This window comes from Mesorhizobium sp. J8 (assembly GCF_016591715.1).
Lineage (GTDB): Bacteria > Pseudomonadota > Alphaproteobacteria > Rhizobiales > Rhizobiaceae > Mesorhizobium.
Genome location: NZ_AP024109.1, coordinates 5,061,189 through 5,085,274 on the forward strand (window position 1 = coordinate 5,061,189; position 24,086 = coordinate 5,085,274).

At 62.9% G+C, this 24,086-nt stretch carries 27 protein-coding genes and 1 pseudogene; 7 read left to right on the forward strand and 21 right to left on the reverse strand.

The window, feature by feature from the left end; translation table 11 throughout:
- Positions 1-306: 306 nt before the first annotated feature.
- On the reverse strand, positions 307-1,071 hold the full coding sequence (locus tag MJ8_RS24175; RefSeq protein ID WP_201411197.1) for a DUF4336 domain-containing protein: 765 nt from the start codon (positions 1,069-1,071) through the stop codon (positions 307-309).
- Between the two features lie 95 nt (positions 1,072-1,166).
- Here MJ8_RS24175 and MJ8_RS24180 point away from each other — a divergent pair, with 95 nt between their 5' ends.
- The gene (locus MJ8_RS24180) at positions 1,167-1,319 is read left to right on the forward strand and encodes a hypothetical protein (RefSeq protein ID WP_201411198.1); all 153 of its coding nucleotides are present in this window, start codon (positions 1,167-1,169) and stop codon (positions 1,317-1,319) included.
- An 8-nt stretch (positions 1,320-1,327) separates the two neighbouring features.
- Here the strand turns inward: MJ8_RS24180 and MJ8_RS24185 are convergent, their stop codons facing one another.
- The 3 genes from MJ8_RS24185 to MJ8_RS24195 all read right to left on the reverse strand — a co-directional run bounded on the left by MJ8_RS24185 (position 1,328) and on the right by MJ8_RS24195 (position 3,404).
- Complete coding sequence (locus MJ8_RS24185; protein WP_201411199.1) at positions 1,328-1,621, reverse strand: hypothetical protein; 294 nt, start codon at positions 1,619-1,621, stop codon at positions 1,328-1,330.
- A 492-nt stretch (positions 1,622-2,113) separates the two neighbouring features.
- The gene (locus MJ8_RS24190; protein ID WP_201411200.1) at positions 2,114-2,899 is read right to left on the reverse strand and encodes an anti-sigma factor family protein; all 786 of its coding nucleotides are present in this window, start codon (positions 2,897-2,899) and stop codon (positions 2,114-2,116) included.
- Entirely contained in the window at positions 2,886-3,404 is a 519-nt protein-coding gene (locus MJ8_RS24195) for a sigma-70 family RNA polymerase sigma factor (protein WP_225248021.1), read from the reverse strand. The genes MJ8_RS24190 and MJ8_RS24195 overlap by 14 nt, the downstream gene beginning before the upstream one ends.
- Before the next feature lie 399 nt (positions 3,405-3,803).
- Between MJ8_RS24195 and MJ8_RS24200 the strand changes: the two genes are divergently transcribed.
- Positions 3,804-4,037: a polymerase gene (locus MJ8_RS24200; protein ID WP_201411202.1), complete on the forward strand. Its 234-nt coding sequence runs from the start codon at positions 3,804-3,806 to the stop codon at positions 4,035-4,037.
- A gap of 284 nt (positions 4,038-4,321) precedes the next feature.
- Entirely contained in the window at positions 4,322-5,515 is a 1,194-nt protein-coding gene (locus MJ8_RS24205) for a cation:proton antiporter (RefSeq protein ID WP_201411203.1), read from the forward strand.
- Between the two features lie 1,410 nt (positions 5,516-6,925).
- Here the strand turns inward: MJ8_RS24205 and MJ8_RS32415 are convergent.
- On the reverse strand, positions 6,926-7,153 hold the full coding sequence (locus MJ8_RS32415; RefSeq protein ID WP_225248022.1) for a hypothetical protein: 228 nt from the start codon (positions 7,151-7,153) through the stop codon (positions 6,926-6,928).
- Positions 7,154-7,190: 37 nt separating this feature from the next.
- Positions 7,191-8,080, reverse strand: a pseudogene (locus tag MJ8_RS24215) (Ku protein).
- 134 nt (positions 8,081-8,214) lie between these two features.
- On the opposite strand from MJ8_RS24215, the gene MJ8_RS24220 reads away from it, so the two are divergent.
- Complete coding sequence (locus tag MJ8_RS24220; RefSeq protein WP_201411204.1) at positions 8,215-8,424, forward strand: hypothetical protein; 210 nt, start codon at positions 8,215-8,217, stop codon at positions 8,422-8,424.
- 134 nt (positions 8,425-8,558) lie between these two features.
- On the opposite strand, the gene MJ8_RS24225 is transcribed toward MJ8_RS24220, so the two are convergent.
- Both MJ8_RS24225 and MJ8_RS24230 read right to left on the reverse strand, forming a co-directional pair.
- Positions 8,559-8,729, reverse strand: coding sequence for a hypothetical protein (locus tag MJ8_RS24225; protein WP_201411205.1), 171 nt, complete (start codon positions 8,727-8,729; stop codon positions 8,559-8,561).
- 363 nt (positions 8,730-9,092) lie between these two features.
- Positions 9,093-9,302: a hypothetical protein gene (locus MJ8_RS24230; protein WP_201411206.1), complete on the reverse strand. Its 210-nt coding sequence runs from the start codon at positions 9,300-9,302 to the stop codon at positions 9,093-9,095.
- Between the two features lie 1,189 nt (positions 9,303-10,491).
- Between MJ8_RS24230 and MJ8_RS24235 the strand changes: the two genes are divergently transcribed.
- The 3 genes from MJ8_RS24235 (at position 10,492) to MJ8_RS24245 (ending at position 12,308) form a co-directional block, all read left to right on the forward strand.
- Positions 10,492-10,737, forward strand: coding sequence for a hypothetical protein (locus tag MJ8_RS24235; RefSeq protein ID WP_225248023.1), 246 nt, complete (start codon positions 10,492-10,494; stop codon positions 10,735-10,737).
- Between the two features lie 833 nt (positions 10,738-11,570).
- Positions 11,571-11,810, forward strand: a complete 240-nt coding sequence (locus tag MJ8_RS24240; RefSeq protein ID WP_201411207.1) for a hypothetical protein — start codon at positions 11,571-11,573, stop codon at positions 11,808-11,810.
- A gap of 315 nt (positions 11,811-12,125) precedes the next feature.
- Positions 12,126-12,308, forward strand: coding sequence for a hypothetical protein (locus MJ8_RS24245; RefSeq protein ID WP_201411208.1), 183 nt, complete (start codon positions 12,126-12,128; stop codon positions 12,306-12,308).
- A gap of 76 nt (positions 12,309-12,384) precedes the next feature.
- Here the strand turns inward: MJ8_RS24245 and MJ8_RS24250 are convergent, their stop codons facing one another.
- The 13 genes from MJ8_RS24250 to trbB all read right to left on the reverse strand — a co-directional run bounded on the left by MJ8_RS24250 (position 12,385) and on the right by trbB (position 23,728).
- Positions 12,385-12,666: a hypothetical protein gene (locus tag MJ8_RS24250; protein WP_201411209.1), complete on the reverse strand. Its 282-nt coding sequence runs from the start codon at positions 12,664-12,666 to the stop codon at positions 12,385-12,387.
- 25 nt (positions 12,667-12,691) lie between these two features.
- Positions 12,692-13,636, reverse strand: a complete 945-nt coding sequence (locus tag MJ8_RS24255) for an NADP-dependent oxidoreductase (protein WP_201411210.1) — start codon at positions 13,634-13,636, stop codon at positions 12,692-12,694.
- Positions 13,637-14,111: 475 nt separating this feature from the next.
- Positions 14,112-14,333 (reverse strand): DUF2274 domain-containing protein, encoded by a 222-nt coding sequence (locus tag MJ8_RS24260; protein ID WP_041002529.1) that lies wholly within the window; start codon positions 14,331-14,333, stop codon positions 14,112-14,114.
- A gap of 1 nt (position 14,334) precedes the next feature.
- Positions 14,335-15,471 carry a TrbI/VirB10 family protein gene (locus MJ8_RS24265; protein WP_201411211.1) on the reverse strand — a complete coding sequence of 379 codons (1,137 nt, stop codon included), beginning with the start codon at positions 15,469-15,471 and terminating at the stop codon, positions 14,335-14,337.
- Entirely contained in the window at positions 15,468-16,526 is a 1,059-nt protein-coding gene (trbG, locus tag MJ8_RS24270) for a P-type conjugative transfer protein TrbG (RefSeq protein WP_201411212.1), read from the reverse strand. Before trbG ends, MJ8_RS24265 begins: the two co-directional genes overlap by 4 nt.
- The gene (trbF, locus tag MJ8_RS24275; protein ID WP_201411213.1) at positions 16,523-17,212 is read right to left on the reverse strand and encodes a conjugal transfer protein TrbF; all 690 of its coding nucleotides are present in this window, start codon (positions 17,210-17,212) and stop codon (positions 16,523-16,525) included. Before trbF ends, trbG begins: the two co-directional genes overlap by 4 nt.
- Before the next feature lie 4 nt (positions 17,213-17,216).
- A complete protein-coding gene (gene trbL / locus MJ8_RS24280) occupies positions 17,217-18,584 on the reverse strand; it encodes a P-type conjugative transfer protein TrbL (RefSeq protein WP_201411214.1) in 1,368 nt (455 codons plus the stop codon).
- Between the two features lie 2 nt (positions 18,585-18,586).
- A complete protein-coding gene (gene trbK-alt, locus MJ8_RS24285) occupies positions 18,587-18,913 on the reverse strand; it encodes a putative entry exclusion protein TrbK-alt (protein ID WP_201411215.1) in 327 nt (108 codons plus the stop codon).
- An 11-nt stretch (positions 18,914-18,924) separates the two neighbouring features.
- On the reverse strand, positions 18,925-19,677 hold the full coding sequence (gene trbJ / locus MJ8_RS24290) for a P-type conjugative transfer protein TrbJ (protein ID WP_201411216.1): 753 nt from the start codon (positions 19,675-19,677) through the stop codon (positions 18,925-18,927).
- Positions 19,674-22,124, reverse strand: a complete 2,451-nt coding sequence (gene trbE / locus MJ8_RS24295; protein WP_201411217.1) for a conjugal transfer protein TrbE — start codon at positions 22,122-22,124, stop codon at positions 19,674-19,676. The genes trbJ and trbE overlap by 4 nt, the downstream gene beginning before the upstream one ends.
- Before the next feature lie 10 nt (positions 22,125-22,134).
- Complete coding sequence (locus MJ8_RS24300) at positions 22,135-22,416, reverse strand: VirB3 family type IV secretion system protein (RefSeq protein WP_201411218.1); 282 nt, start codon at positions 22,414-22,416, stop codon at positions 22,135-22,137.
- The gene (locus MJ8_RS24305) at positions 22,416-22,748 is read right to left on the reverse strand and encodes a TrbC/VirB2 family protein (RefSeq protein ID WP_201411219.1); all 333 of its coding nucleotides are present in this window, start codon (positions 22,746-22,748) and stop codon (positions 22,416-22,418) included. Before MJ8_RS24305 ends, MJ8_RS24300 begins: the two co-directional genes overlap by 1 nt.
- Positions 22,745-23,728, reverse strand: a complete 984-nt coding sequence (gene trbB / locus MJ8_RS24310) for a P-type conjugative transfer ATPase TrbB (RefSeq protein ID WP_201411220.1) — start codon at positions 23,726-23,728, stop codon at positions 22,745-22,747. Before trbB ends, MJ8_RS24305 begins: the two co-directional genes overlap by 4 nt.
- Between the last annotated feature and the right edge of the window lie 358 nt (positions 23,729-24,086).

Genomic DNA, 24,086 nt, shown 5'->3' on the forward strand with positions numbered 1-24,086 from the left:
TCTCGGATGTGTGCGGCGATGTTGGGCTACGGCACGGCTGGCCTCGTTTCGCGCGAGCCTCTTTATCACGCGCTATCGCGCGTGTTCGTGGCCGAGGCGATCCGGGGGCGCAGGGTGGATGGCGCTGACGATGCAGCAAAAGCTTAGTCAGGACAGCAAAATATTTGCGCACGACCGATCAGAAATGGCAGCACCAACCCGGGCTTTGAGGAATGGCGCCGAAGGCTGTTGGGGAGCGCCCATCAACAGTGTGATTTTCTACTAGCCAGCGCCCCGCGTCCGGAGTTCCATCGAAGACGTGAGGCCTCACAGCACCCAGCGGAACGCCCGCCTCAACTCAGCAGTCCCGTCTTTGTCATACCATCGGCCATGCGAGATGATGACACGCTCCGGATGCCAGGCCAGCATCTCCTGCACAGCCATGCGCAGCGCTCTGCGGCGTCGGAAGAAGCTCAGCCGCATGTCGATTGGTGCCTTGCCGTCGGGGTCGGCGGCACCTGCGAATCTTACGAGCAGTTTCAAGAACCAGCTGTGTATCCGCTTTGGCTCGAAGTTCTCGATCAGGTCGGTGAGGATCAGCGTTCGCGTGGCGCGGTGGAACAACACAGCTTCGGTCAGCACATCGCCTCGAACGACCAAAAGGTCGACTTCGCCAGGCCATGGTGAGTGCCGCCCCACCAGAAGCCGGTCCACGGCAATCGGACGCTTGGCCCGCTTCTGCAAACCGCGCACGGCCAGAACTTCGGCATTGGGAATGGCGGCCTTCCAGTCCGGTACCCACCAGTAGTGCAGCGAGTTCGGAGCAATCAAAAATCGGACCGGGCCGAGCACATCGACCGCCGATCGCAGCGCCGGGGTCAGAGCTACCGGCGAGTGGAGCGCCAGATCGCCGTTGCGGAGCCGCAGAACCGTCATGCGGGTACTGAAGGGAAATTTCATCAGGCCGAGGTCAAAGTCTATCGGCGGTCCATCCACGATCCACACGTCCGGTGCGACCGGCTTGAGAACATTGATCGGCTCGTACAGGTTCAACGCGGACTGGCCGTTCAAAGATTCCTCAGGGCTCGGCATCAGCTCTCAATCCTTCGGAGTGGCTCGGCGTGGGTCAGCAACCACTTCCGCGCTGGCGCGCCGTCAGCCATTCACGAACAGCCAAGGCGGACGACTTGCGATCTTGCGACCCTCATTTCGGCGGCGGCTGCGACCAGCGCCGCTTCGATGTCGGCGTCGAACGACATCGACCCGGATTCTCGCAGCATTGCCGCGGCGCGGATTTCGGCAGGCGCGTCATCAAGGGCGAGCGCGTCTCGGGCGTCTGATCCGCTCGTCATGACGGCAACTCCGGCCGCTCGTTGGCCTGAGTGTCATCGTAGCTCCGGATGGCGACAACCCAGTCCTTCCTGATCGTGGCGAGCACGAGACGGCAACCTCGCGGATAATAGCGCGGCAGCGCCGCAGCCTGTTCAGCAATAATGGCACCGTTGAAGCCGCACAGCTCGCCTCCGAGCAGCCAATCTTCATGGTCGCCAACCACCGCGATGTAGTCTCCATCGCAGGGATAGCCGATCAGCCCAACTTCCTCGTAGTCTTCAAGCTTGCGGATCGCGTTTGCTGCACTCAAGCCGGACACCTCTCGGTACAAGATCGGACACAAACACATCTGGAACGGCCCGGCACCACTCGCCGGGCCGCAAGGAAGTATCCGCGCGGGCGCACTTCCTGACTGCCATGACGCACATTCACGATCCGCCCCGCGACAGCGTCTCGTTTGCACAGGCAACAAACGGGACAGTCGAATTCTGTTGCCTAGCCTGCGACAGCCACATCCTTCGGTTCTCCCCGGAGAGCCCCTTCATTGCGACGCGCGCTGCCGAAGTGATTTCAAAGGGGCCGCAACAAGCGCATTGGAACTCGACCTTGCGCAGCGCGATATCAGCCTCCAAGGCGGCGCCAGCACAGATCGGACATTTTGAGGGATAATATCGTCTCTCAAACGACAAAATGTTCATCACACGAGCCTTCTTCGGGCCTTAAAGAGAGCGACGCACCGAGGCCGAGGCAGCTGCGGCGCCGATGGGGGAGGATGGGAACGCGCGTCAACGTTAGGCGACGATCAACCTCGAGTCTTGGGAGCAACATTCCTGCGCGTGGCGACTTCAATCTGCTTTGCTTCCACCTCGAGCCGGTCTGGCGCGGCGGATCCCATCAAGGCATAGGCGGTGCCTCCAGACTGCCAGTAGACCGTTGGCACGCGTCCGTCCGTCGCCGGGGTGGGAGGCACTGCGTCCTCGCCATTCATGGGGGCTGCCACCAGCGTGATACGACCAACGCTTGGCGTATCGGCCGTGACGACGAGGCTTTGTTTCCCGTTCCACGGCTGCACCTGGACGTCCTTCACCACCCACACCGACGGCAGGGTCGGCATGCTGACGTTGACGGCACCGACCAGTCGTTCGATCTTGTCCTGCTTCGGCTCGACGCCTCTTTCCGGGCCCGCATTCAGTTGCGCGACCCGCAACGCGTCTCGCGCGGCCAAGATGAAAGTCTCATCAGCCGTCTTGCCGCCTTGGCGGAGCGGCACAGTCAACGAGTTCGCGCCCCAGCCGATCGCAACCAGCACGACGGCGGCGACCTGGAGCCTCAGTATTGCCAACATCTTTCCGCGGCGAAAGGCACTCTCCAGTCGCTTCGCCTTCTCCATGCTCGCGGCAGGCGGAAACAGCCGCTGTGGCTGTGAGGCGCGCAACGCCTCCATACGTTGTGCATGAGCAAAGACCTCCGCCGCCAGCTCCGGCTCACGTGCGAGGCGGGCTTGCAGGTCCGATCTCTGCGACGCTGAAAGCTCACCGTCCAGAAGGCGACCGATATCCTCTTCGGAAATCCCATCAGTAGGCCGCATCGCGCCCTCCCACGATCTTGAGACGGGAAGACCCGTCCTCTTTGTCTTCCAGGTTTTGCTTCAACGCCGCTCGGGCGCGGCTGAGGCGCGACATCACGGTCCCTGCCGGCACACCCAGAAGATTGGCGGTCTCTGAATATGTGAACCCCAGCACCGCAACCAGATGCAGTATCTCCGCTTGCTCGGCCGGCATTCGCGTCAGCGCCCTTTGTACCTTCGCGAGTTCAGCCGAATGCTCCTGCGAGGGCGGCAAGGCCGATTCTGCTAGTTCCGCAAATGATGCCATGCGCTGCCGGGTGGCAACGGCCCGGCTGGCGTTCGTGAGGAATGTGTTGCGGACGATGGTGATGAGCCAGGGCAGCAAGGGACGTGAGGTGTCGTAGCTGGCGGCCATCGTCAGTGCGCGGGCAAGCGCCTCCTGGACCAAGTCGTCCGCATCAGAATCGTTGCCGGTGAGGACGCGACCGTAACGCCAAAGATCCTCGAGGTGCGGTATGACGTCCAACCTGGTTTTCATATCACCAAGATATACTCTTTTGCGTCACTTCAGGATCTCCATTTTGAATCTGGCTGACAGGTAGACGGCCCAGCGGGCAGGGACAGCTTCCGCTGGGCCGACTGGGAGCGTGCTCCTCCCGGTTCCAAGATCTGGGGTGCCATGTATCCTCAGATGCTTGCGCCGCTCCCGTGTCCGATACTGGCTTCGACAGCTCTTGTGCTCACCCTCCTTGCACCATTTACCAAGGCCGGCCGGAAACTATTCCAAGCAGCAGAGAAAATATTCCGGAGTGCGAGCCGACCCTCATCACTCTAGCAAGCCGGAATAGAATCCGCTGCTCGACGGTATCAACGAGAGCCGGCTCGTCGACAACGCGGGCCGGAGCAAGAATGAGGACGGGTCGCGATGCGGCTGGGCGAGATCATTGCAAATACGTTCACTGCTGTGTTGCTGGTAGGCGGCCTCGCCGTGGTTTTCCTGATTGCCGGCAGACCGCTCTTTCCGAGGCGCCAAGCACGAATGGTCGTCCTCCTGCCAGCCGATCCGGACAAGACGGCTTCGATCCGCGACAAGCGCCAGCAACTGCCAGCCTATTTCAATCTTGCGCTTGCACCAAGAAAACCAACGGCATTGCGATAGACCGTCTCCCGCGTCCAGGCGACCGTTTTGGCGCTCCACCTCCGCTGCGTGCGCAGGCAACCGGCGGCGGCACTTACCTCTTGGAGGCGCCATGCGTGCGCGGGCACCGGTACCCGGCGGGTTTGACCGGTGTCGATCTCGCGTCATCAGACGGCATGTTGATCCGTCCGTGAAGGGGCCGAGACCTTCCTTGCCTGTCAAGAGTAGCCGCCGTCCATGACCGCGCTTGTTGGTGGCAACGGCTTTCGCTTGCCGAATCCATTCCCAGCTAGCCATAATCCGGAATGGACGAACTCTCCATTCCCACGCTCGGGCTTATACTCCTGACGGCCTCGCTCGTCGCGATGATCTCGAGGCGGCTGCACCTTCCCTACAGCGTCGGGCTGGTAGCTGCCGGCATAGCGCTGGGCTTTGTCCCGGGTGCTACCGAACTGCCACTCAGCCGGGACTTGATCTTCACGGTATTTCTGCCTCCGCTGATTTTCCAGGCGGCCCTTGAAATCGAATGGCGTCATTTCCGCGTCAACCTGCCGGTGACTGCTTTGCTTGCCTTTCCGGGGGTGGCGATCGCTGCGGCTGTTGTAGCACTCGGGATGCATTGGCTGCTCGGATGGAGCTGGACTGGCGCAAGCCTCTTCGGCGTGCTGATCGCGGCGACGGATCCGGTTTCCGTGTTGGCTGCCTTCAAGGAGATGAAGGTGCAGCCGCGGCTTGGGCTTCTGGTCGAATCCGAAAGCCTGCTCAACGACGGCGCGGCGGCCGTCGGCTTCGCCATCCTGGTCGCGGTGGCATCAGGCGCAAGCGCCACGCCACTGGCCATCGCCTCTTCCTTCGTCTGGATTGTCGCCGGCGGCATCGCGATCGGCGCGGCCGTCGCAGCGGTGCTTCTTCTCATCGCGGGGCGGACGGAGGACCATCTGGTGGAAATCACGCTGACGACGATCGCAGCCTACGGGTCATTTCTAATCGCCGAGAAATTCGGCATGTCAGGCGTTCTTGCGACGCTCACCTCCGGCCTTCTGGTTGGCAATGTGGGCTGGAAAGGCGCGATATCCGCCAACGCGCGAAGCCACGTGCTGGCATTCTGGGCCTATGCCGCCTTCCTCGCCAACTCGATCGTGTTCATCCTGATCGGCGGCCATGAGGCGCACCAGCCGCTCGGGATTTTTGCGGGTAGCTCGGCGGTCGCCGTAGCACTCGTACTGCTCGGCCGGGTACTGGCCATCTATCCGCTCTGCGCCCTGCTCAAGCCGACTTCGCTGAAGGTGGATCTCAACTACCAGCACGTCCTCGTTTGGGGCGGCCTGCGCGGCTCACTCGCGCTTGCGCTGTCCCTTGCCCTGCCGCAGGACATAGCTGAGCGTGGCGCGATCATCGTCACGGCGTTTGCCGCGGTGGCGTTCTCGATCTTTGTCCAGGGCCTGACAATGCCATGGTTTATCAAGAAGCTGGGACTGACGGCCGAGCAAAAAGCGTAAGGGCGCGCCGGCTGCCGTGAAGGGGGACTTCGCGCTTCGGCAGCCGGCACTGCACGGGCCATGCGGGACGGCCATCCCTCCCGTGGCCGAGAGGATGGGCCTGAATTCCTTTTTCATCAAGAGCGGCTTGCCTCTTTGAGATGATGACAACGTGCCCGAACAAAGCAGCGGTCCAGGAAGTGCGATTTGCTAGGATCAGCGACCGAGAGGCGTGCGAGAAAGCTTGGTCAATTCAGCTTTGTCCACTATGTCGGTGTCGGTCTGATCGTAGGCCAACGCGGGCACCCGTTGGCTCCCGCTCGTCAGTCATTCCCGGCAAGTTCGTCTGCCCGCCGAAGGCTCTACCAAGCGGCGCCAACTCTCTCGAGGAAAATGCGCTTCTCCCTGGGGGCATCATCGCCTCCGCAGTGCTTTTCCCCTGGCCTGATCATAGCTGCTTTGCTCGTGGCGTCGAACCGTTGCGACCTACTGAAGAATCGGTCGAGCTCAGACCGGTTCCTACAGGCGCGGGAGCGCTGCACAAGCATGATGGATCCGCTTAAACCAAAGTATTACTGCGCCGCCATGGGCGATCTAACATGACGCGCTGTTGGAGGCGGTGAAGGAAATCACCGGGAAGGATGTTCATCCGCTGGTTTGGGGCGGTCCGCTCTAAGCAAGCCCGCCCGAGCAAACCCGGGCGGGCGGTCAGGTCATCCCCAACGGCGGCACGTTAGCTAGTGTTCCAGTCCTACGAAATGCGCCGCGTTCCCTAACGGGCGCGGTTTGGCAAGGTTCCAATCTGGGTCTGATCGCCATCCACCGTGATTTGCATCAGCCGTTTGCCGTTCGCGTCGCGGACAGTGCAGGCGATGTTGCTGACGATCTCAAAGGCCCTGTCCTTGGCCTTTTTTAACGTTAGGCAAGGCAGTTCCTATGGCGTCGTGATAGACGTCGCCACCATAGGCGAGATCGAAGTGAAACCGGAGCATCTGCCGAGTAAACGCCTATCGCCGCGAAAAGGGTCCCTCATCGTTTTGCCTTATGTTGGTCTACCTGGCATACGACGTAAAAAAACAATAGCTTACGCCGGAACCGGTGTCATTTGTTAATCGCGGCTGGATCAGCATAGGGGTAACGCGACGCCGGCCGAGTAAGCGGATAAGCTCCGTCGCCTGGGTTTCGCTTATGCCGGTTTCTCGGACAAGCCCTTTGAACAACCCGATCTTGCAGCGGCCTCTCACCATCCCCCGACGTCTTCCCTCCTTCGAGAAGCGAAGGTCCTTTTGGGAAAGAACTAGGCCCATATGCCGATAGATCGTTCGATGGTCTGTGGAAATAAAGAGGCGCCGATGTTCACGGAGAACCAATAAGGAACAAAAAGGCATTCCGTTAGCAACCTGTTGACGAGCTCGGTTGTAGAGTGAACCGCTATTGTTCTTTGCGCTGTCGGCGAAAAGGCGCCTTCGGAATGGAAGTGAATTCCGTCCCCTCCTTCGCTCCGAAGTGCGGAAAGTCGAACGTCATTGACGCGAGCCCGATTGCATCGCCGCCTCCCCGCATGATTGGCGCCGGATCGTTGATGCGAATGTCGTCGGCTTGGGGAAGATCGAGTTCAGTCTGATGGGCTGGAATTTTCAACGCCAGCGAAGCCATCATTCGGCAATATTCTGCCTAGGCGATATGCTGCTCATGATCATTGCACATGCTGCCCCGGGCCAAGAATCATGGGCGGTTCCGCCCGGTGTGAGAGATGCGGCCGCTGCGCTGACTTTCGTGCCGGCTTTGCCTTTGGCCGATCCTTTATGCCTTCCTTGGCCAGGCTCTTCTTCAGCACGGCAGCCAGATCCACAACGTTCTCCTTGGGTTTCGGCGCCGGCTTGGGCGGTTTCTTGCCCTTGCGCTTGGCATCGATCATGGCAATCAGCGCATCCTCATATGTGTCCTCGAACTTCGACGGGTCGAACTTCGTGACCTTCTTGTCGATCAGCAGCCCGGCGATTTCGAGCAAATCCTTGTCGAACTTCGGAGATGTGAATTCGCCGAAGGCGCTCTTTTCCGAAACCATCTCGTTGTGGGTGCGCAACTCCGTCAGGAGCATTCCTTTGCCGAAGGGCTGGATGATGACTTCCCGGCCGCGCTGGTAGAGCACCACACAAGACCGGGCGGCGACCCTCTTCTTGGCCATGGCTTCGCGCAGCACATTGAATGCCTCGGTTGCGGCGCCATCGGCGGGAATGACGTAGTAGGGCTTTTCCAGATAGCGCGTGTCGATCTCGTCGATTGCGACGAAGCCATCGACCTCCAGCGTATGCTGCGACGTCAGCTTGAGCTTCTTGATCTCGTCCGGCTCGATCTCGAGGAACTCGCCCTTCTCCGCCTCGTAGCCTTTGATCTGGTCTTCGGCGGGAACCACCTCGCCGGTCCCTTCGTCGACATAGGCGCTCTTGACGGGAAGTCCGTCCTTGCGGTTCAGGATTTTGAATGAACCTTCCCGGCTTCGGTGGTCGCTCCAACCAGCTTCACGCCGCAAGTGACCGAACCAACTTTCAGGAAGCCCTTCCAGACCGCGCGCGGCGCCGCCATGTCCGTACCTCGCCAACCAAGTCACAAGGGGAACAACTAGCGCCCGGCATGGTTCCCCCGCCGACCATTGGCGAAGAGGGGCTTGACCGCTGCTGCGGGTCTTACACTCTCTCAACTCTTGCTATGACACAGGCATGAAGACGATAGCGACTTACGATTCGGCTGCCGGCTCCTTCACGCTGGAGAAGGGCGTCTGGCGAGGAACGTTCCCGATTGCGGACCTGCCGAAGCGGCTGAATTTCTATCGCCAGCAGGCGGGACGATATCCTGCACAAGCCGCATCCTACGCAGAGGACGTGAAAGCCCTTGAAGCGCTCTTGACGCGATTGAGTATGCGGCAATGAAAAAGCCCGCACCGGGGGGGAACGATGCGGGCTCGTGTCGGGGACATAACCAAACCCGACGCGACGCCGTGAAACACAGGGAGGGCATGCGTCGCGGCTACCCAACATCGGCGTGATGAGAATGTTCCGTAGGCTCAATGCCTTCGCTTCAGGAAGCGCGCTTCACGCAGGAGCGATGCCCAGTCAGTGCCGATCATCTCGATAAGCTCACGGGCTTGGTCATCGGAAATCCCCGTCTCCTCAACCAACCGCCGAACCAACAGATCAACCAGACCTTTCTTGTCGTCGCCTGCTTCGCCACACATCGGAAAACTCCATGCATCGCGCCGAACTGGTTGTGAGCGGAAAGGTTTCGGACGCGGATCAGGCGTAGCAGAAACGAAAAATGCCCGCCGACCGAAGCCGGCGGGCCATCTTCCCTCAAACTGCTTTTGCTACCCTTCCCGGATGGTCCGCCCGGACCCAGGAACCCCACACAAGTCATAATGCAGTTTTGACTAATGAGCTGTAGCTCGGAAGCAACAAGTGGGATTTCCCGGGTTGGCCAGCCAGAGGCGGCCTTGGGATTTCACAAAGCCCAGCTCGCGAATGACAGAGGACGACGCGCACTAAGCCTGGCGGACGATCCACCGCGCGCACCTGTCAGGCTACAGCGTAAGGAGTAATACCTAGCGGCCGAGCGGCAGTTTTGACACCGAGAGCAGTTCAGACTCGTCCCTGATCCCGGCCAAGTAATTGGCAAGGAGGCGAGATGCGAGGGCTTCGCGTCGCTCAGGCGACTGACTTTCATTCTTCAATTTGTCGAACACGCGACCGAGCAGCGCAACTTCCGACGAACTGAAGATGCCTGCTTCTCTGGCTCTTGCAATAATTGGCATGAGGCCCCTCCCCTAAACAGGTCGATCCCTCAAACGCCGCGAATCTGGCCTTCAACAAAGTTGGTTGTCAACAAAAAAGCCCGCCGGCAGAGGCCGACGGGCTGGAGTAGCCTGGTGCGCAGGGTGGTAAAGTACGCGGCAGGCCGAGCACCGAACAACAAAGCGCACGCGTTGTTCCCCGAAAATCTAAATCCACATCCTCAGTCGCATTACTCCCGAGACAAAGGTCTTGCCCGGCAACTCATAGGTCTGGACCGAGCAACATCTTCCTGTTCATTTGCTTATGGTTGCGAGCATAGTCCCTTCGTCGTCAGTGCGCGGATGCCCACCGTCACCTGCGGGGGCATTCGCATTAGTCTGTGGGTGCTCGATGCCGATCCCTGAATGCCTCAATGACGAATCCCTCAGTTATGACTGTCCAAAATGCCGGCACCGGATTATCCGGAAGGGCTCCTGGTTTAAGGTGATCTCCGCTTTCGCATGCCCGAACTGCAAGGCGGCGCTTCGGCTTGGCTATCCTGAAAAGTTAAGCCTTTTCGCTGCTCACAGGGGTACAGGCGGCAGGGGACGAACCGACCGAACTAGTCGGTGACGCCGACGGCGCCGATGACTGCGATCAGTCATCCGGGCTGTCCTCGTCCCGGCTAGCTCAGTTCGGGCGACGAGCGGCGCTTGCCTTGGTGTGCCGGTCGCATTCGGCCGGCGTAGCGAGACTTATTGCGCAGCCTGTCGCCATCGTCCTGTCGACCCTGTACGTCCGCCAGGCTATCACCGAAGGCCGGACGCGGGGCTGGAACACCGTTGACGCCGGAAGTCGCACACGCCCCTGCGCCGATGCCTGCCCGATTTCCCCGCGCCGTGGAAAGACATAGTCGACGCTGGCCGGCAATTGATCGCCTTCACGGTGTCCCGGGCCTGGCGGTGGCAGGTTTCGAAGAGCTCGTCGCTCGAAGTGCCCCCTCACCGAAGGCGTCGCCTGGCCCTTGCCCTTCCGATAGGCGTCATACCAGCTGCGTCGCTCCTTCACGGTGATAGCGCCCGGATCGGTCGGAACATGCTGTAGCGGCCCTCATGCGCGAGCAAGCGGGCGAGCGATTCCTGCTCGCGATATGCGGTCACCGAATTTTCCGTTCGATCGGGAACTTTCCGGCTCGTCGGCGGTTGATGGCCGCGGCGCGGGATTTCAGATTTGGATTGCTTCAGCAAGCTGGAAGGGTTGATCGACGGCGGCGACACCAACCTGGTCGCGGAGTCGCGCGCGCTGCTTGCTCAAATCAAAGGCAAGTCGCACGAACTGGCTCAAGCCGTGGATGAATTCCTGCTTGACGTGATGACCCTTGAATTCCTGCTCGAATCCGAACGGGAGGCATTCCACAGTTCGGCCCGAAGACTGGCACGCATGCGCCTGACGATGGTGAAACTGCTCTCGAACTAGCGGTTCCCCCCGGCCGAGCCTTGCGGGTTGCCCAGCGAGATCTGCGCGGTCGCTGCCTCGGTCGAGCGTGTCGATGATCGGGGCGATGGTATAACTGCCGCCAACGCATCAGCGGAGGCCGATCGCCTCCGTTCCTTCGGACCCGGCGATCGGCGCGCCTCCGATGGTGACCGAGCCGGAGCCCCTGCTGCGCCCCGTCGACACGATCGGAATCGGCGCGGGTCTCCGCCGCCGTCTCGTCCGCCTCCATCAAGCGCAGCACGTCTTCCGGCTCGACATCGCCCGTCTCGACCTCCTCGATAACCTGCTTGGTCCTATGCAAGTCGCACCGGCGGGCCCAGTCGGTCACAGGCGTCAGGCCGCTCGCCGAAATCACCATGCCGCGGGTGACACGAACCGTTGGCAACGGCTGTCCCGAGACAGAAACGCCGGCGTTGCGCGGCACGGAACCCGCCTGCCGGTCCTTGATGGCGAAGGCCGCGCCATGCCCGCGCGCCAGCCGGTCGGCGAAGGCGAACAAGGAGCTGTCCGTCGTGAGAGAGGTCCCGGTTGAGGGCATAGGTCTTGGCGACCATGCCGACATGGACCTTGCGAAACTGTCGCGCCGGAAAGCCGGGGACATTGTCATGCCTTCCGGCTCGACGGTGACAGTTTCCGGCTCGTACTAATTTTTGTAATGGCGCGTGGTTTTCTAACTTCCCTCTTCGACTACGAACGGGTCGCAACGCTTCGTCCTGGGGTATACGTTGACAAAGTCGTCCGCACCCAGCCGAGGCACACGGACGCTTGGGAGAGTAGATCACGCTTCCGCCCGTATGAGGGAGGGAAGCTGCGTGGTTTTCACACGATACAGCGGCATTTTCACGCCAGCCGAACTGACGCTTCTCCAAACCGTCTTTGATACGCTCTGCAAAGAGCGGCGTCTGGCCCTTAAAGACAAAGATCAGAGAGACGATCTCGCACGCGAGGTCATCCAAAGGTTCGAGAGCGGCTACTCCAACGAAGACGACCTGTTGCAATCGCTCTCAAAGCGTCGAAGAACCAATGTGCAAAGCAGCGCCGCAAACCCTTGAGCCTGGCGTCACGCGAGCAGCAAGAACAGCGAGGTGAAAATCGCTGAGTGTCTGATGGCCAAGCACGTCAATGACACACCTAAGCCCGGGGCTCCTCGCAATCCTTAATCCATTCCCGCCAGTGGGTGGGCCGGATATTGACGGGGATGCCGGTGATTGCGTCTTTCCAGCCGGTTACGGTCCGCAGGCAAGGGAAGACGAGAGGGGTGCTCGCCTTCTTCGTCGATAACGGCCAGCTGCAGCACACGAGAGAATGGCACGGTAAGGATCGTCTCCCACACGAGCGCACAATGCCATCGTCGTCCGAAACCGGCTTTGATTTTGGTCAGTTTCACAGAAAAGCAAGAGCGTTTCCAACAATCGGACTATCCGAGCAGCGAATACGCCAAGGCGAAAAAGCCTGATGCCGCCGGCGCATGGGTTCTGCATCTCGACCGTGATGCCGACGACCTGACCGACGCCGTTGCAATCGAGGAACGTGTGCTCGTCCTTGACTGACTGCTCCACGCAGAAGCCGGACAGGCTACACTTCGCCGGGCACAGTCATGGGTGGTCTTGCGCGCATGCGTGTCGATCAGGAGAGGTCGCACGTGACCAGACCGACCTCCATGAGCATGCGCGGCCCTGCGACGTCGATCGCCGCCCCGCGCGCGTCGGCCTGCACCTGCTTGCCGGTCGTCCTGCCACCGTGCGAGCCGACGGGGCGCATCAGGTCGACCTTGGCGGAATAGAGGAACCCGCTGACGCCGGCGATGAAGGCCGCCGCGACGCCTTTGCCGAACGATGATCCGGCCCGTGCGACGCCAGAAGCGAATGTCGGGGCGGCGTTCAGTGAGGAATTTCTCCAAGCCTTCAAGGCCGTTGAGCAGGACGGCCCGAGGTCAGGATTCGGCCTGCGTCCCAAGCTTTTGCGGACGAACGCGGATGATCGTCTTGCCGGTGTGCCGCTCCCTTGCGTTGAAGGTTGCAACGGCCTCCTCCAGGGCCGAAACCTTGCCGATATTCGTCCGCAGACGTCCGCCCCGCACTCGCTGGACGATCTCATCCAGCTGGACACGATCGGCCTCGACGACGAAGTCGATCGTCAGGCCGTCGGCGGGTCGAACGTCCGTCGGTCCGACGACTGTCACCAGCGTTCCTCCGGCCCGGATCAGCGCCGCGGACCGCTTCTGAATGTCGCCGCCGATGACATCGAATACCAGGTCGACGCAGCCGATATCCTCCAGAGTGTCGTTCCCGAGGTCGACGAATTCATTCGCACCGAAGTCGAGCGCCTTCTGGCGGTCGGCGGCGCGTCCGGTGCCGATGACATAGGCACCGGCTTCCCGCGCAAGCTGCGTCACCACCGAGCCGACGGCGCCCGCTGCGCCATGCGCGAGCACGGACTGTCCTGCCTGAAGGCGGCCATGCTGGAATAGGCCCTGCCATGCGGTGAGGCCCGAGATCGGCAGGCTCGCGCCCACGGCGAAGTCGACATCGCCCGGCAATGGCGCGAGATTGCGGGCTTCCATGGCGACGTACTCGGCAAGCGTGCCGTCGCGATGCCAGTCCGACAGGCCGAACACCCGCTGACCGATCGACAGCCCCGTGGTGCCGTAGCCCAGCGCGGTGACCACGCCTGCCAGTTCATGGCCAAGGATCGATGGCGTCCGGTCGCGAAAGGCCCGATCCGCCCAAGTCGAAGGCCATTCCAGTTCGGTGTTGACGAATCCCGCCGCATGAACCTGAACGACGACGTCGTTTATCGCTGCCCGTGGTTCGGGCCGCTCCAAAAGCTTCATTCCGGCCGTTCCCGCAGTCTGGTCCGTTACAACGATTGCTTTCATGGGATTTGTCTCCTCGGATATTTGTGGGTCCAGCTGAATAGCGGGCGTGCTTTTTCGGTTTTCAGGCAGTGGCTGTAGCCTCGGCGCCTTCCGCTCTGGGCTTCACGTCGAATGTCCGCTCGACGGCGGCGGGCGCTCCATCGTCAGACTCTTTCATGCAGCTCACCTGTCGGTGAGACGGCAACCGACAGCCATGTCCTAGCTTCATCGCAGAGCTTGACCTGCTGCGGGCGCCGAATATAGCGCCACTTCTCCAACTTCTCTGGTTCCACCCACACAGCCGAAAACCGCCGGCGTTCCCCCTGCCGACCGGCCTCGGTTTATCGTGCGACCACGCGCAGGATCTCATCGATCCGGGCCTTGAGCACCGAGGGAACGAGCCGTTCGAGCCCCGTTTTGGGCCGTAGCCATCGACAAGAGAGCATCCTGTCGAAGTTTCGGCCAAAGGCGCTCGACGGCCATAGGAAAGCTAGGTTCAAGCCTGCTCCTTCTTTGCTTTCGCGAAGCCGCGGTCGGTTGCGATGAACCGTTCAAGCATCGGTGCGATCAAGCGCGATGGATCGGCAGAAGGCCGCCCGGTCTCGCGCCCGAGGATCTCTGCGTATTTCACCAGATCGCGATGCAGGGGCGCCGGCAGTTCCACCGTAATCTTCACTGGCTTGTCGTCGGCAATCGTTGCGAGCTTCAACTTGGCCATGTCAACCTCCGTATGGTTCAAGGGCAAGGTCGCGGGTGACGAGGACGCGAACGGGAAACCCGGGCCGGATCGTGAGCGTCGGCGCGACAGCGAGTTGGCGCTGAACGACCTGTTGGCCTACCTGGCTGACGCTATCGGAGGCACCGCCTCGCAGGGCACGCACGATATCGCTGTCCCGATCGGAAGAACCGGCCTGCGCGCCAACGCTCAGAACGGTCGACAACGCCGCGGCCTTGAAGAGCTCGCCCCAGTGATAGTCGACGGCATCCTCCAGGCCGGCATAGCCCTGAGGGTCCGCGCCAGGCTGCCGCTCCAGCACGATGGAGCGTCCGTCGGGAAAGATCAGCCTGTTCCAGACAAGCAGCACGCGGCGCTGCCCGGAACCAATCCCGCTATCGTATTGCCCAACAATGCGAGTGCCTTGCGGGATGAGCAGCGAGCGGCCGGTGGGACTGTCATAGACATTTTCGGTCACCTGAGCGCTGATCTGCCCGGGAAGGTCCGACCGGATGCCCGTAATGAGCGCGGCTGGGATCACGGCACCGGCTTGCAGCACATAGGGCGACACAGGAGGCGTGACGTGATCCGGGGCCACCGTCCGCCGGTCAGCGGCGGCGGACAGGAAGGAAAGCTGGCGATCCTGCGCATTTGGCGCAGCGTTCTGACTGGCGAGATCGGCAATAGCAGGGGCGGACGCTTCGGCGGTCCTGGGATCTCGTGGCGCTGTCTGGAAGAAGACACGCGAGGTTCTGGCCGCTTCCTCTTCGGCTCGCCGGCGCTGCTCGGCTTCGTCAATCGAGGGGCTTGGGATTGAGGGGGGCACGATGGCCTGCCCCTTGTTTTGAGCATCGAGGATCGGCCTGCCGAGATCGCCGGGCAGCGGCGGCCCAAGGATCGGGCCGGCGTAGTCGCGCGGCAGTCTTGCCAGTCCGTCGGCCGGCGGCCGATTGGAGGTGGGGTAGAGCTCCTCGCCCTGCTTGAACGTGTTGGCGTCCTGCAGAGCGTAAATCAGCGCGCCGCCTATACCGAGCGAGGCGACGAAGCCTATACCCGCGAGCATTTTGCGCGACAGACGCGTCACACGCGGCGGTTCGGGGCGAAGCCGCATGCGTTCGACGGCCATATTCCTCTCGTTCATGGCTGCGGCACTCCCCTGCGTATTGCGTTCGGCAGCGTCGACGCGGCGCGATCGCTTGGGCCTCGCCCCACCCCATCGGTTCTTCTGTCGATGCGCACGATCCTGACCGTCTGCTGCCGCTTGCCGGCGCCAAGACGCAGTTCGGCCGCGCCAAAAAGACGGTCGACGATGAGGATATTTTGATGGACGCGGCTGTTGGTGATTTCAGCCTCGCCGTCCGGGCCGATGACGAAAATCGGTGGCATCTCGCCTTGCACGATGCCGCGCGGAAACTCGACGTAAACCCGGCGGCCATCGTCGTAGGCGCTCACCGGCTTCCAGGGAGGGCTGTCGCCGGCGATGCCGTAGCGATAGTTTCGCGCCGTAAGCTGCGGTATGACCGGCATCGTGGCGATCGTCTGCAGCAGGCCCGATTTCGGAGCTGGATAGGACCAGGCAACGGCGGGCATGTAGGGCTTCGCGCCTGAGCGTAGCTCAAGCATATAGCTGCGCCGGTCGGTGGCGATGATGAGGTTCGTCGTGATGTCCGAACGCGAGGGTTTCACCAGGACGTGGACGCGTCGGGCGATGCCGGACCCGCTTTCGGTGTCGCCTATGATCCAGCGCGCGGTGTCACCGGCCGCGATCGGGCCGGCTCCGGTCAGGCTCTCGCCAGGCTCTAGCGCGATGTCCGTAATCTGGCCAGGTGAGGCGTAGACCTGATAGAGCGCTCCCTCGCTCCACGGGTAGATCTGAATCGCGTTGTAGTAGCCTTCGCGGCGCGGTTCGACCCGCGCCGCGGCGTTTGCGTTCTCGATACGGGCTGCCGGCGTTTGCCCGACGGCGCCGCCCTGCGCGGGCGCCCAGCCTGGTGGCACGCGAAGAGGCTTCGGCCTTTGCTCGGTCGAGGCGGCCGGAGCCGGCGGCAAGGGGGGAACATAGGTATCGTAGCTGATCGTCGGCGGCTTCATCGCGGGCGTGGCGCAACCCGCAAGCAGCGTCGTCGCCGAGACCAGCACCGACAGCAGATATCTCGACAAATTCGTGCCGGCAACAAGACGCGATGTCGGGCTCATTGGCTCATCTCCCGCGACCAGTTGATGGCGTTGACGTAGATGCCAAGCGGATTGGCGCGAAGCCGTTCGGCGTCGCTTGGCATCTGCGTCACGATCGTCAGGATCGCGGTCCAGCGCTCGGTGCCTGAAAGCTGACCGTTTTCATAGTGGTGCTCGATCCAGGCGACACGAAAGGAGCCCGGCGAGGCTCTGATGACCGACGAAATGTCGACCGCGACCTGCTGCTTGCCGACCTTGGAGAAAGGATTCGCAGCGCGCGCATAGTCGTTGAGCGCCGCAGCACCCTGGTCGGTGGTCCAATCATAGGCGCGCAGCCAGTCCTGGCGCAGGATGATCGGATCGGCGGGGATCGAGCGTACCTGCTCGACAAAGCGGGCAAGATGCCACGCGATCTGTGGATCGGTCGGCTTATAGTCGGCGGTTGCGGGCGCGATCGCTTGAGCCTGGCCTAGCTTGTCGACCTGCACGACCCAGGGGACGACCGTGCCGCGGCCCGACTGCCAGACCAGCGAAGTGGCGAGCCCCGCCGACAGGATGAGCGACCCGAACGCCATGGCGCGCCAGTTGCGTGCCTGCACGCGTGCGGAGCCGATGCGTTCATCCCAGATCTGCTGCGCCTTCTGATAGGGGGTTTCCGGTCGAGGGCTCTTGCCATAGTGGACGGCGGGGCGTCTGAAGATGTTCATTTCGTCATTTGCCTTCAGAAAGAGAAATCGATGCTCCCCCGCCATGGCTGTCACCGGCGCGCACGGCGTGGGCGGCGGTCTGGGCAGCGTGGGCGAGGCGTTGGGAGCGATGCAGCCGTCTGGCCCATTCGGGCTGTCCCTGAGCGCTGGATGGCTTGCCCGCGCTGGATGCGTCCGCCGTTGACGCCGTGACGCCGCCTAGCGTTCCCATGGTCGACGAACCGCCAGTGATTTCAGCGGCCGAACGGGCGCCGGTGGCGAAGCTCGAGCCAAGCGATCGGGCGGTGCTTGCGGCGGCGCGCCTGAGCGGGGAGGCTGCCGCCGAAGCGCCAGCGCGCGCAATGCCGCCGAGGCCGGAGGCGACGCCTGCCGCCCCAGATTGACCGGCGGCGCCAAGCCTGTAAGCGGCCGAACCGCCACCGACGAGTGATGTCGCGCCACGCGCGGCGGACGTCGCCCCCGCGAATGCGGCTGTCCCGCCTCGCGTCGCGAGGTTGGCTGCTCCGTAGCCTGCAACTGCGATGCCGCCCGCGGCAAGGCCGGTCCCCACCGCCGCACCGGCGCCGAGCTGCGGTCCACCCGCGACGAGCCCGTTGGCGATGCCGGGACCGAAGATGCCGAGGCCAAGCAGCGACAGCGCCGCCAGCACGATGGCCATGGCCTGGTCGATGGTGGGGTTCTCGCCGCCGAAGCCTTGGGTGAATTCCCCGAAGAGCGTCGATCCGATGCCGATGACCACGGCAAGCACCAGAACCTTGATGCCGGACGAGATGACGTTGCCGAGCACACGTTCGGCCATGAAGGCCGTCTTGCCGAACAGGCCGAAGGGGATCAGCACGAAGCCTGCCAGCGTCGCCAGCTTGAACTCGATCAGCGTCACAAAGAGCTGCACCGCCAGGATGAAGAAGGCGAGCAGGACGAGCGCCCAGGCAAAGAGCAGGCAGGCGATCTGGATGAAGTTTTCAAAGAAGGAGATGTAGCCCATCAAGCCGGAGATCGCCTCGAGCAATGGTCGTCCGGCGTCGAGACCGGTTTGCGCCACCTTGCCAGGGTGCAAGAGGTCCTGTGCCGAAAATCCGGTTCCACTCGCCTTGAGGCCAAGACCGGAGAAACTCTCGAAGACGATCCGGGCGAGACCGTTCCAGTTGGAAATCAGATAGGCGAAGACACCGACGAAGAGCGTCTTCTTGATGAGCCGCGCAAGGATGTCGTCATCGGCGCCCCAGCTCCAGAAAAGCGCGGCAAGCGTCACGTCGATGACAATCAGCGTGGTGGCGACGAAGGCGACCTCGCCGCCGAGCAGGCCGAAGCCGCTGTCGATATAGCGGGTGAAGGTGGCCAGGAACTGGTCGATGACGCCGGTATTGCCCATGTCTAGCGGACCTCGTGCAACGCTGGATCTGGCGAGCGCGAAGCGGCGGGCTCGATTGTCGAATCCCGCGGGGGCTTTTCGAGACCGAGGAAGCGCTCACGCTGTTCGGCCCACAGCCGCGTGCATCCTTCCTCACGCAGGGCAGCCTCGCCGAGGATCTGGCAACGGTGCAGGCCATCGCGGAGCGGATTAGGCACGGAGGGCGTCCCTGTGAGCGATCCCTCTCCCACCGTCCTGTGGTCCTTTCGGCTCATCTCGAGCGCCGTCGCCGTCACGGCGGCGGCTACGAAGACGACGGCCAGGATGCGAACGAGGTTTTTGCCGTCCATGGCGACCGACCTCAGCGGTTGAACATCTGGACAGAGCCTGCCTGGTAGCCGGAGCCAGGCGCCAGGAAGCGCCGCCGTTGCTCGCGTCCCTGGTCGGCCGCCGCGGCACGTTCGGCGTCAGTCAGTGCCTGGGCACGACCGTTGGCGGCCACCAGGGCGGTCAGGTCCGCAAGCTGCTGGCCCTGAAGCGCAAGCAGCTGGTTGCCGGCCTGCGTCGCCTGCAGCGCGCCGATCGCCGACTGGCTGGCGCCGACCAATGCCGACATCTGCGCGCGACCGGTGTCGATGTTTGCGACCACGCCCGCCTGGACGCGCATTGCGTCCTGGAGGCCGCCGACCGTGTTTTGCCAGCGCGAGCGCGCATCCATGACGAGTTGCTGGTCGGAAGCAGAGAGCGAGACGCTGCTGTATTGCTGCTGAAATGCCTTGTCGACCTGCTGCACGTCGAAGGCGATGTTTTGTGCTTCGTCGAGAAGCTGTTGCGTGCGCTGCACCGACTGTTGCAGCTGCTGCAGCGAAGACAATGGCAGGCTCGCCAGGTTGCGCGTCTGATTGATCAGCATCTGAGCCTGGTTCTGAAGCGAGGTGATCTGGTTCGTGATCTGCTGCAGCGAGCGCGCGGCCGTCAGTACATTCTGTGAATAGTTCGATGGATCAAACACGATCAGGGCATGGGCTGGCGCAGTCATCATTGGCGCGATCGGCGTGGCGAGCGTCGCCGCGACCACAAGAAGGACGCGCCGGCGGCTTTGACGAACAGTCATGGTTTGGAATCCTTTTCAGGTTCGGGAACGGTGAGGTTGGGAACGAGGTCGGCGGCCCAGCCGAGGTCGCGGGCACGCAGCCAGGCCGACAGGAACCCGTCGCGGCCATGCTCGGCGATGATGCTGCCGATCAGGGCCTGATCGCTCTTCGAGGACGCGGCGCAAAGCGCAAGCCCGACCTCTGACAGGCCGAGCTCGAAGAGACGGTTGCCGCGACGGGACTGGCAGTAATAGTCGCGCTTGGGTGTGGCTCGCGCCAGGATCTCGATCTGGCGGTCGTTCAGGCCGAAGCGGCGATAGATGGCGGTGATTTGCGGCTCGATCGCGCGTTCATTGGGCAGCAGCAGCCGGGTTGGACAGCTTTCGATGATCGCCGGCGCGATCGCCGACTTGTCGATGTCGGAGAGGGACTGGGTGGCGAACACGACGCTGGCGTTCTTCTTGCGGAGCGTCTTCAGCCATTCGCGCAACTGCCCGGCGAACGCATCATCGTCGAGAGCAAGCCAGCCTTCGTCGATGATGAGCAGGGTCGGACGACCATCAAGGCGGTCGCCGATGCGATGAAACAGATAGGAAAGGACGGCCGGGGCGGCCTGCGTGCCCACCAGACCTTCGATTTCGAACGCCTGCACGGACGCCTGACCGAGCTGTTCGGCCTCTGCGTCGAGCAGCCGCCCATTCGGGCCACCAACACAGTAAGGACGAAGCGCCTGTTTCAGGTCGCTGGCCTGCAGAAGCACGCTTAGCCCGGTCATGGTGCGTTCCTCGACCGGGGCCGAGGCAAGCGAGGTCAGCGCCGCCCAGATATGCTCCTTTGCCTCCGGCGTGATCTGAATGCCCTCGCGCGTCAGGATCGCGACGATCCAGTCAGCCGCCCAGGCGCGCTCGTACGTGTCGTGAATGCGGGCGAGCGGCTGCATCGAAACGGACGCGTCCACGCCCTCGGTGAGATGACCGCCGAGATCGTGCCAGTCGCCGCCCATGGCGAGCGTCGCCGCGCGGATCGAACCGCCGAAGTCAAAGGCGAAGATCTGCGCGTTGCGGTAGCGGCAGAATTGCAGCGCCATCAACGCCAGCAGCACCGATTTGCCGACGCCGGTCGGGCCGACGACTAGCGTGTGACCGACATCGCCCACATGAAGGACCAACCGGAACGGGGTCGAGCCTTCGGTCTTGCCGTAAAGCAAGGGAGGACCGACCAGATGCTCGTCCCGTTCCGGCCCCGCCCACACGGCAGAAAGGGGGATCATGTGGGCGAGATTGAGCGTCGAGATAGGCGGCTGGCGGACATTGGCATAGGCGTGTCCGGGCAACGACCCGAGCCAGGCATCGACGGCGTTGACGGTCTCGACAATGGCCGTGAAGTCGCGGCCCTGGATGACCTTCTCGACGAGCCGCAATTTCTCGTCGGCCACGCGCGGGTCGCTATCCCATATGGCGACGGTCGCGGTGACATAGGCCATGCCCGCTATGTCGGCGCCGAGCTCCTGCAACGCCGTGTCGGCGTCGGCCGCCTTGTTTGTGGCATCGGTGTCGAGGAGTGCCGATGCCTCGTTGGTCATCACCTCCTTCAGGATCGTGGCGATGCTCTTGCGCTTGGCGAACCATTGCCGCCGTATCCGGCTCAGAAGGCGGACCGCGTCGACCTTGTCGAGCAGGATTGCGCGGGTCGACCAGCGGTACGGGAAGGCCAGCCTGTTGAGGTCGTCAAGCAGGCCAGGTGTCGTCGCGGTCGGGAAGCCGAGGATGGTGAGCACGCGAAGATGCTTGCCGCCAAGCCGCGGTTCGAGCCCGCCGGCGAGCGGCTCGTCCGCCAGCAGCGCATCGAGGTAGATCGGGGTCTCGGGGACGCGCACCGAGTGACGCTTGGTCGAGATGGTGGAATGTAGGTAGGTCAGCGTTTGGCCGTCGTCGAGCCAGTGGCATTCAGGCATGAACCCATCGAGCAGGGACAGCACACGCTCGGTCCGGTCGACAAAGGCGCGGACCATCTCGCCCGGATCCGCGCGCGACTGGTCGCGGCCCTCATAGAGCCAGCCTTCGGCGCGCGTGGCGTCCTCGGGCGGCGGCAGGAACAGGAATGTGAGAAAGTAGCTCGATACGAAATGAACCCCCTCCTCGTCGAAGTCGGCTTTGCGCTCGGCATCGAGCAGGCCGGAGGCCGCATTGGGAAACTGGCTTTCGGGATAGGAAGCCGCTTCGTGGCGCTGCGCTTCAACGAAGATGCTCCAGCCCGAGCCGAGACGACGAAGGGCATTGTTGATGCGCGATGCCACTGCGACAAGTTCCGCCGCTACGGCGGAGTCGAGATCGGGTCCGCGAAAGCTGGCGGTTCGCTGAAAGCTGCCGTCCTTGTTGAGCACGACCCCGGGGGCGACGAGTGCCGCCCAAGGCAGGAAGTCGGCAAGGCGGGCAGCAGTCCGGCGGTATTCGGCAAGGCTCATCATGGCGGCGCCCTCAAACCGACAGATGCCCAGGCAGCCGCAGGTGCCGGCGGCCGACTTCGAAAAAAAGCGGATCACGCCTGGCAGCCCACACCGCAGTAAAATGTCCGATCGCCCACATGAGAAGACCGACCAGCCAGAGCCGCAGCCCAAGACCGACAGCGCCGGCCAGCGTGCCATTCAGGATCGCGATTGCACGCGGCGCGCCCCCGAGCAGGATCTGCTCGGTCAACGCCCGGTGCACGGGCACCGTCCACCCCGGCACAGCGCCGAGCTGTTCGAAAGCGGTTGTCATCAGATCAACGCTCCGCCGCCGAACGAGAAGAACGAAAGGAAAAAGCTCGACGCAGCGAAGGCGATCGAAAGGCCGAAAACGATCTGGATCAGCCGCCTGAAACCTCCCGAACTGTCGCCGAAGGCCAGCGTCAGGCCGGTTACGATGATGATGATGACCGCGATGATCTTGGAGACCGGTCCTTCGACCGACTGCAGGATCTTCTCGAGCGGCTGTTCCCACGGCATCGAGGAGCCCGACGCAAAGGCTGCCGGCGTGAGCATGAAGTTGAAGGCGACGGCGGCGCTGGCCACGGCAAGGCTGGCCTGGCAGCGCGAAGAGAGGCGAGTCATGAAATTTCTCCTGTGTTGATCGGTGTGGCTTCGGCGATGCGATAGTCGCCATCGGGCCCCAGACCCTCGACCCTGACCAGCTCGACAAGCCGTCGCGCGGCGCCGCGACCGGCGAGCACGGCGACCAGACCGATCGTGTCGGCGATCAGCGCACGCGGCACAGTGACGACGGCCTCCTGGATCAGTTGCTCAAGCCGGCGTAGAGCGCCGATGCCGGAGCCGGCATGAAGGGTGCCGATGCCGCCGGGATGCCCGGTGCCCCATGCCTTCAAGAGGTCCAGCGCCTCGGCGCCGCGCACCTCGCCGATCGGAATGCGGTCGGGCCGCAGGCGCAGCGAGGAACGGACGAGGTCTGAAAGCGTGGCGACGCCATCCTTGGTGCGCATCGCGACGAGGTTCGGGGCAGCGCATTGCAGTTCGCGGGTGTCCTCGATCACGACGACCCGGTCCGTCCCTTTCGCCACTTCGGCGAGCAGCGCGTTGGTCAAGGTCGTCTTGCCGGTCGACGTGCCGCCGGCAACGAGGATGTTTGCGCGGCCGGCAACGGCGGCGCGCAACACGGCGGCCTGGCAAGACGTCATGATGCCTGCCGCGACATAGTCATCGAGCGTGAAGACGGCGACCGCGGGCTTGCGGATCGCGAAGGCCGGCGCGGCGACCACGGGCGGCAGCAGGCCTTCGAAACGCTCACCGGTTTGCGGCAACTCGGCCGAGACGCGCGGGGAACGGGAATGGACCTCGGCGCCGACATGATGGGCAACCAGCCGCACGATCCGCTCGCCAGCGGCAGGCGCAAGCATTTCGCCCGTATCGGCCAAACCTTCCGAAAGCCGATCGACCCAGATCCGGCCATCCGGGTTCAGCATGACCTCGATGATGGCGGGGTCGTCCAGGAACCGGGCGATGGCGGGCCCGAGCGCGGTGCGCAGCATACGAGAGCTGCGCGCGCGTCCTTCGGTATCGTTGTGCAAGACAGCCATCGGGCCCCCGTTTGGCCCGGGAACTCGTCGAGCAGTTCCCGGTCGCAGACAAGCAAGAGCGGCCTGGAGCAGCCCGATTCAACAGCTTTCGATCGCCGTCGTAGCGCAGCGAACAAAGACCGGCGAACGGCGGGGCCGACCTCACGAAGCGTCATGGCGGCCGATCGCTGCCATCCAGCGACGGCAGAATGTAAACTATCGCAATATTATGTACATGTTTATTGACACATGACTCCCGCCGGGTTTATGAAACGCCTGGCAGTGGCGGCGATCGCCCTTTCCACGGCGCGGAGGATTGTCATGCGGTTCGGTCCCGAGGGCACGGTTTCGCGGCGCCAGATAGCCGTTTCCAAATGCG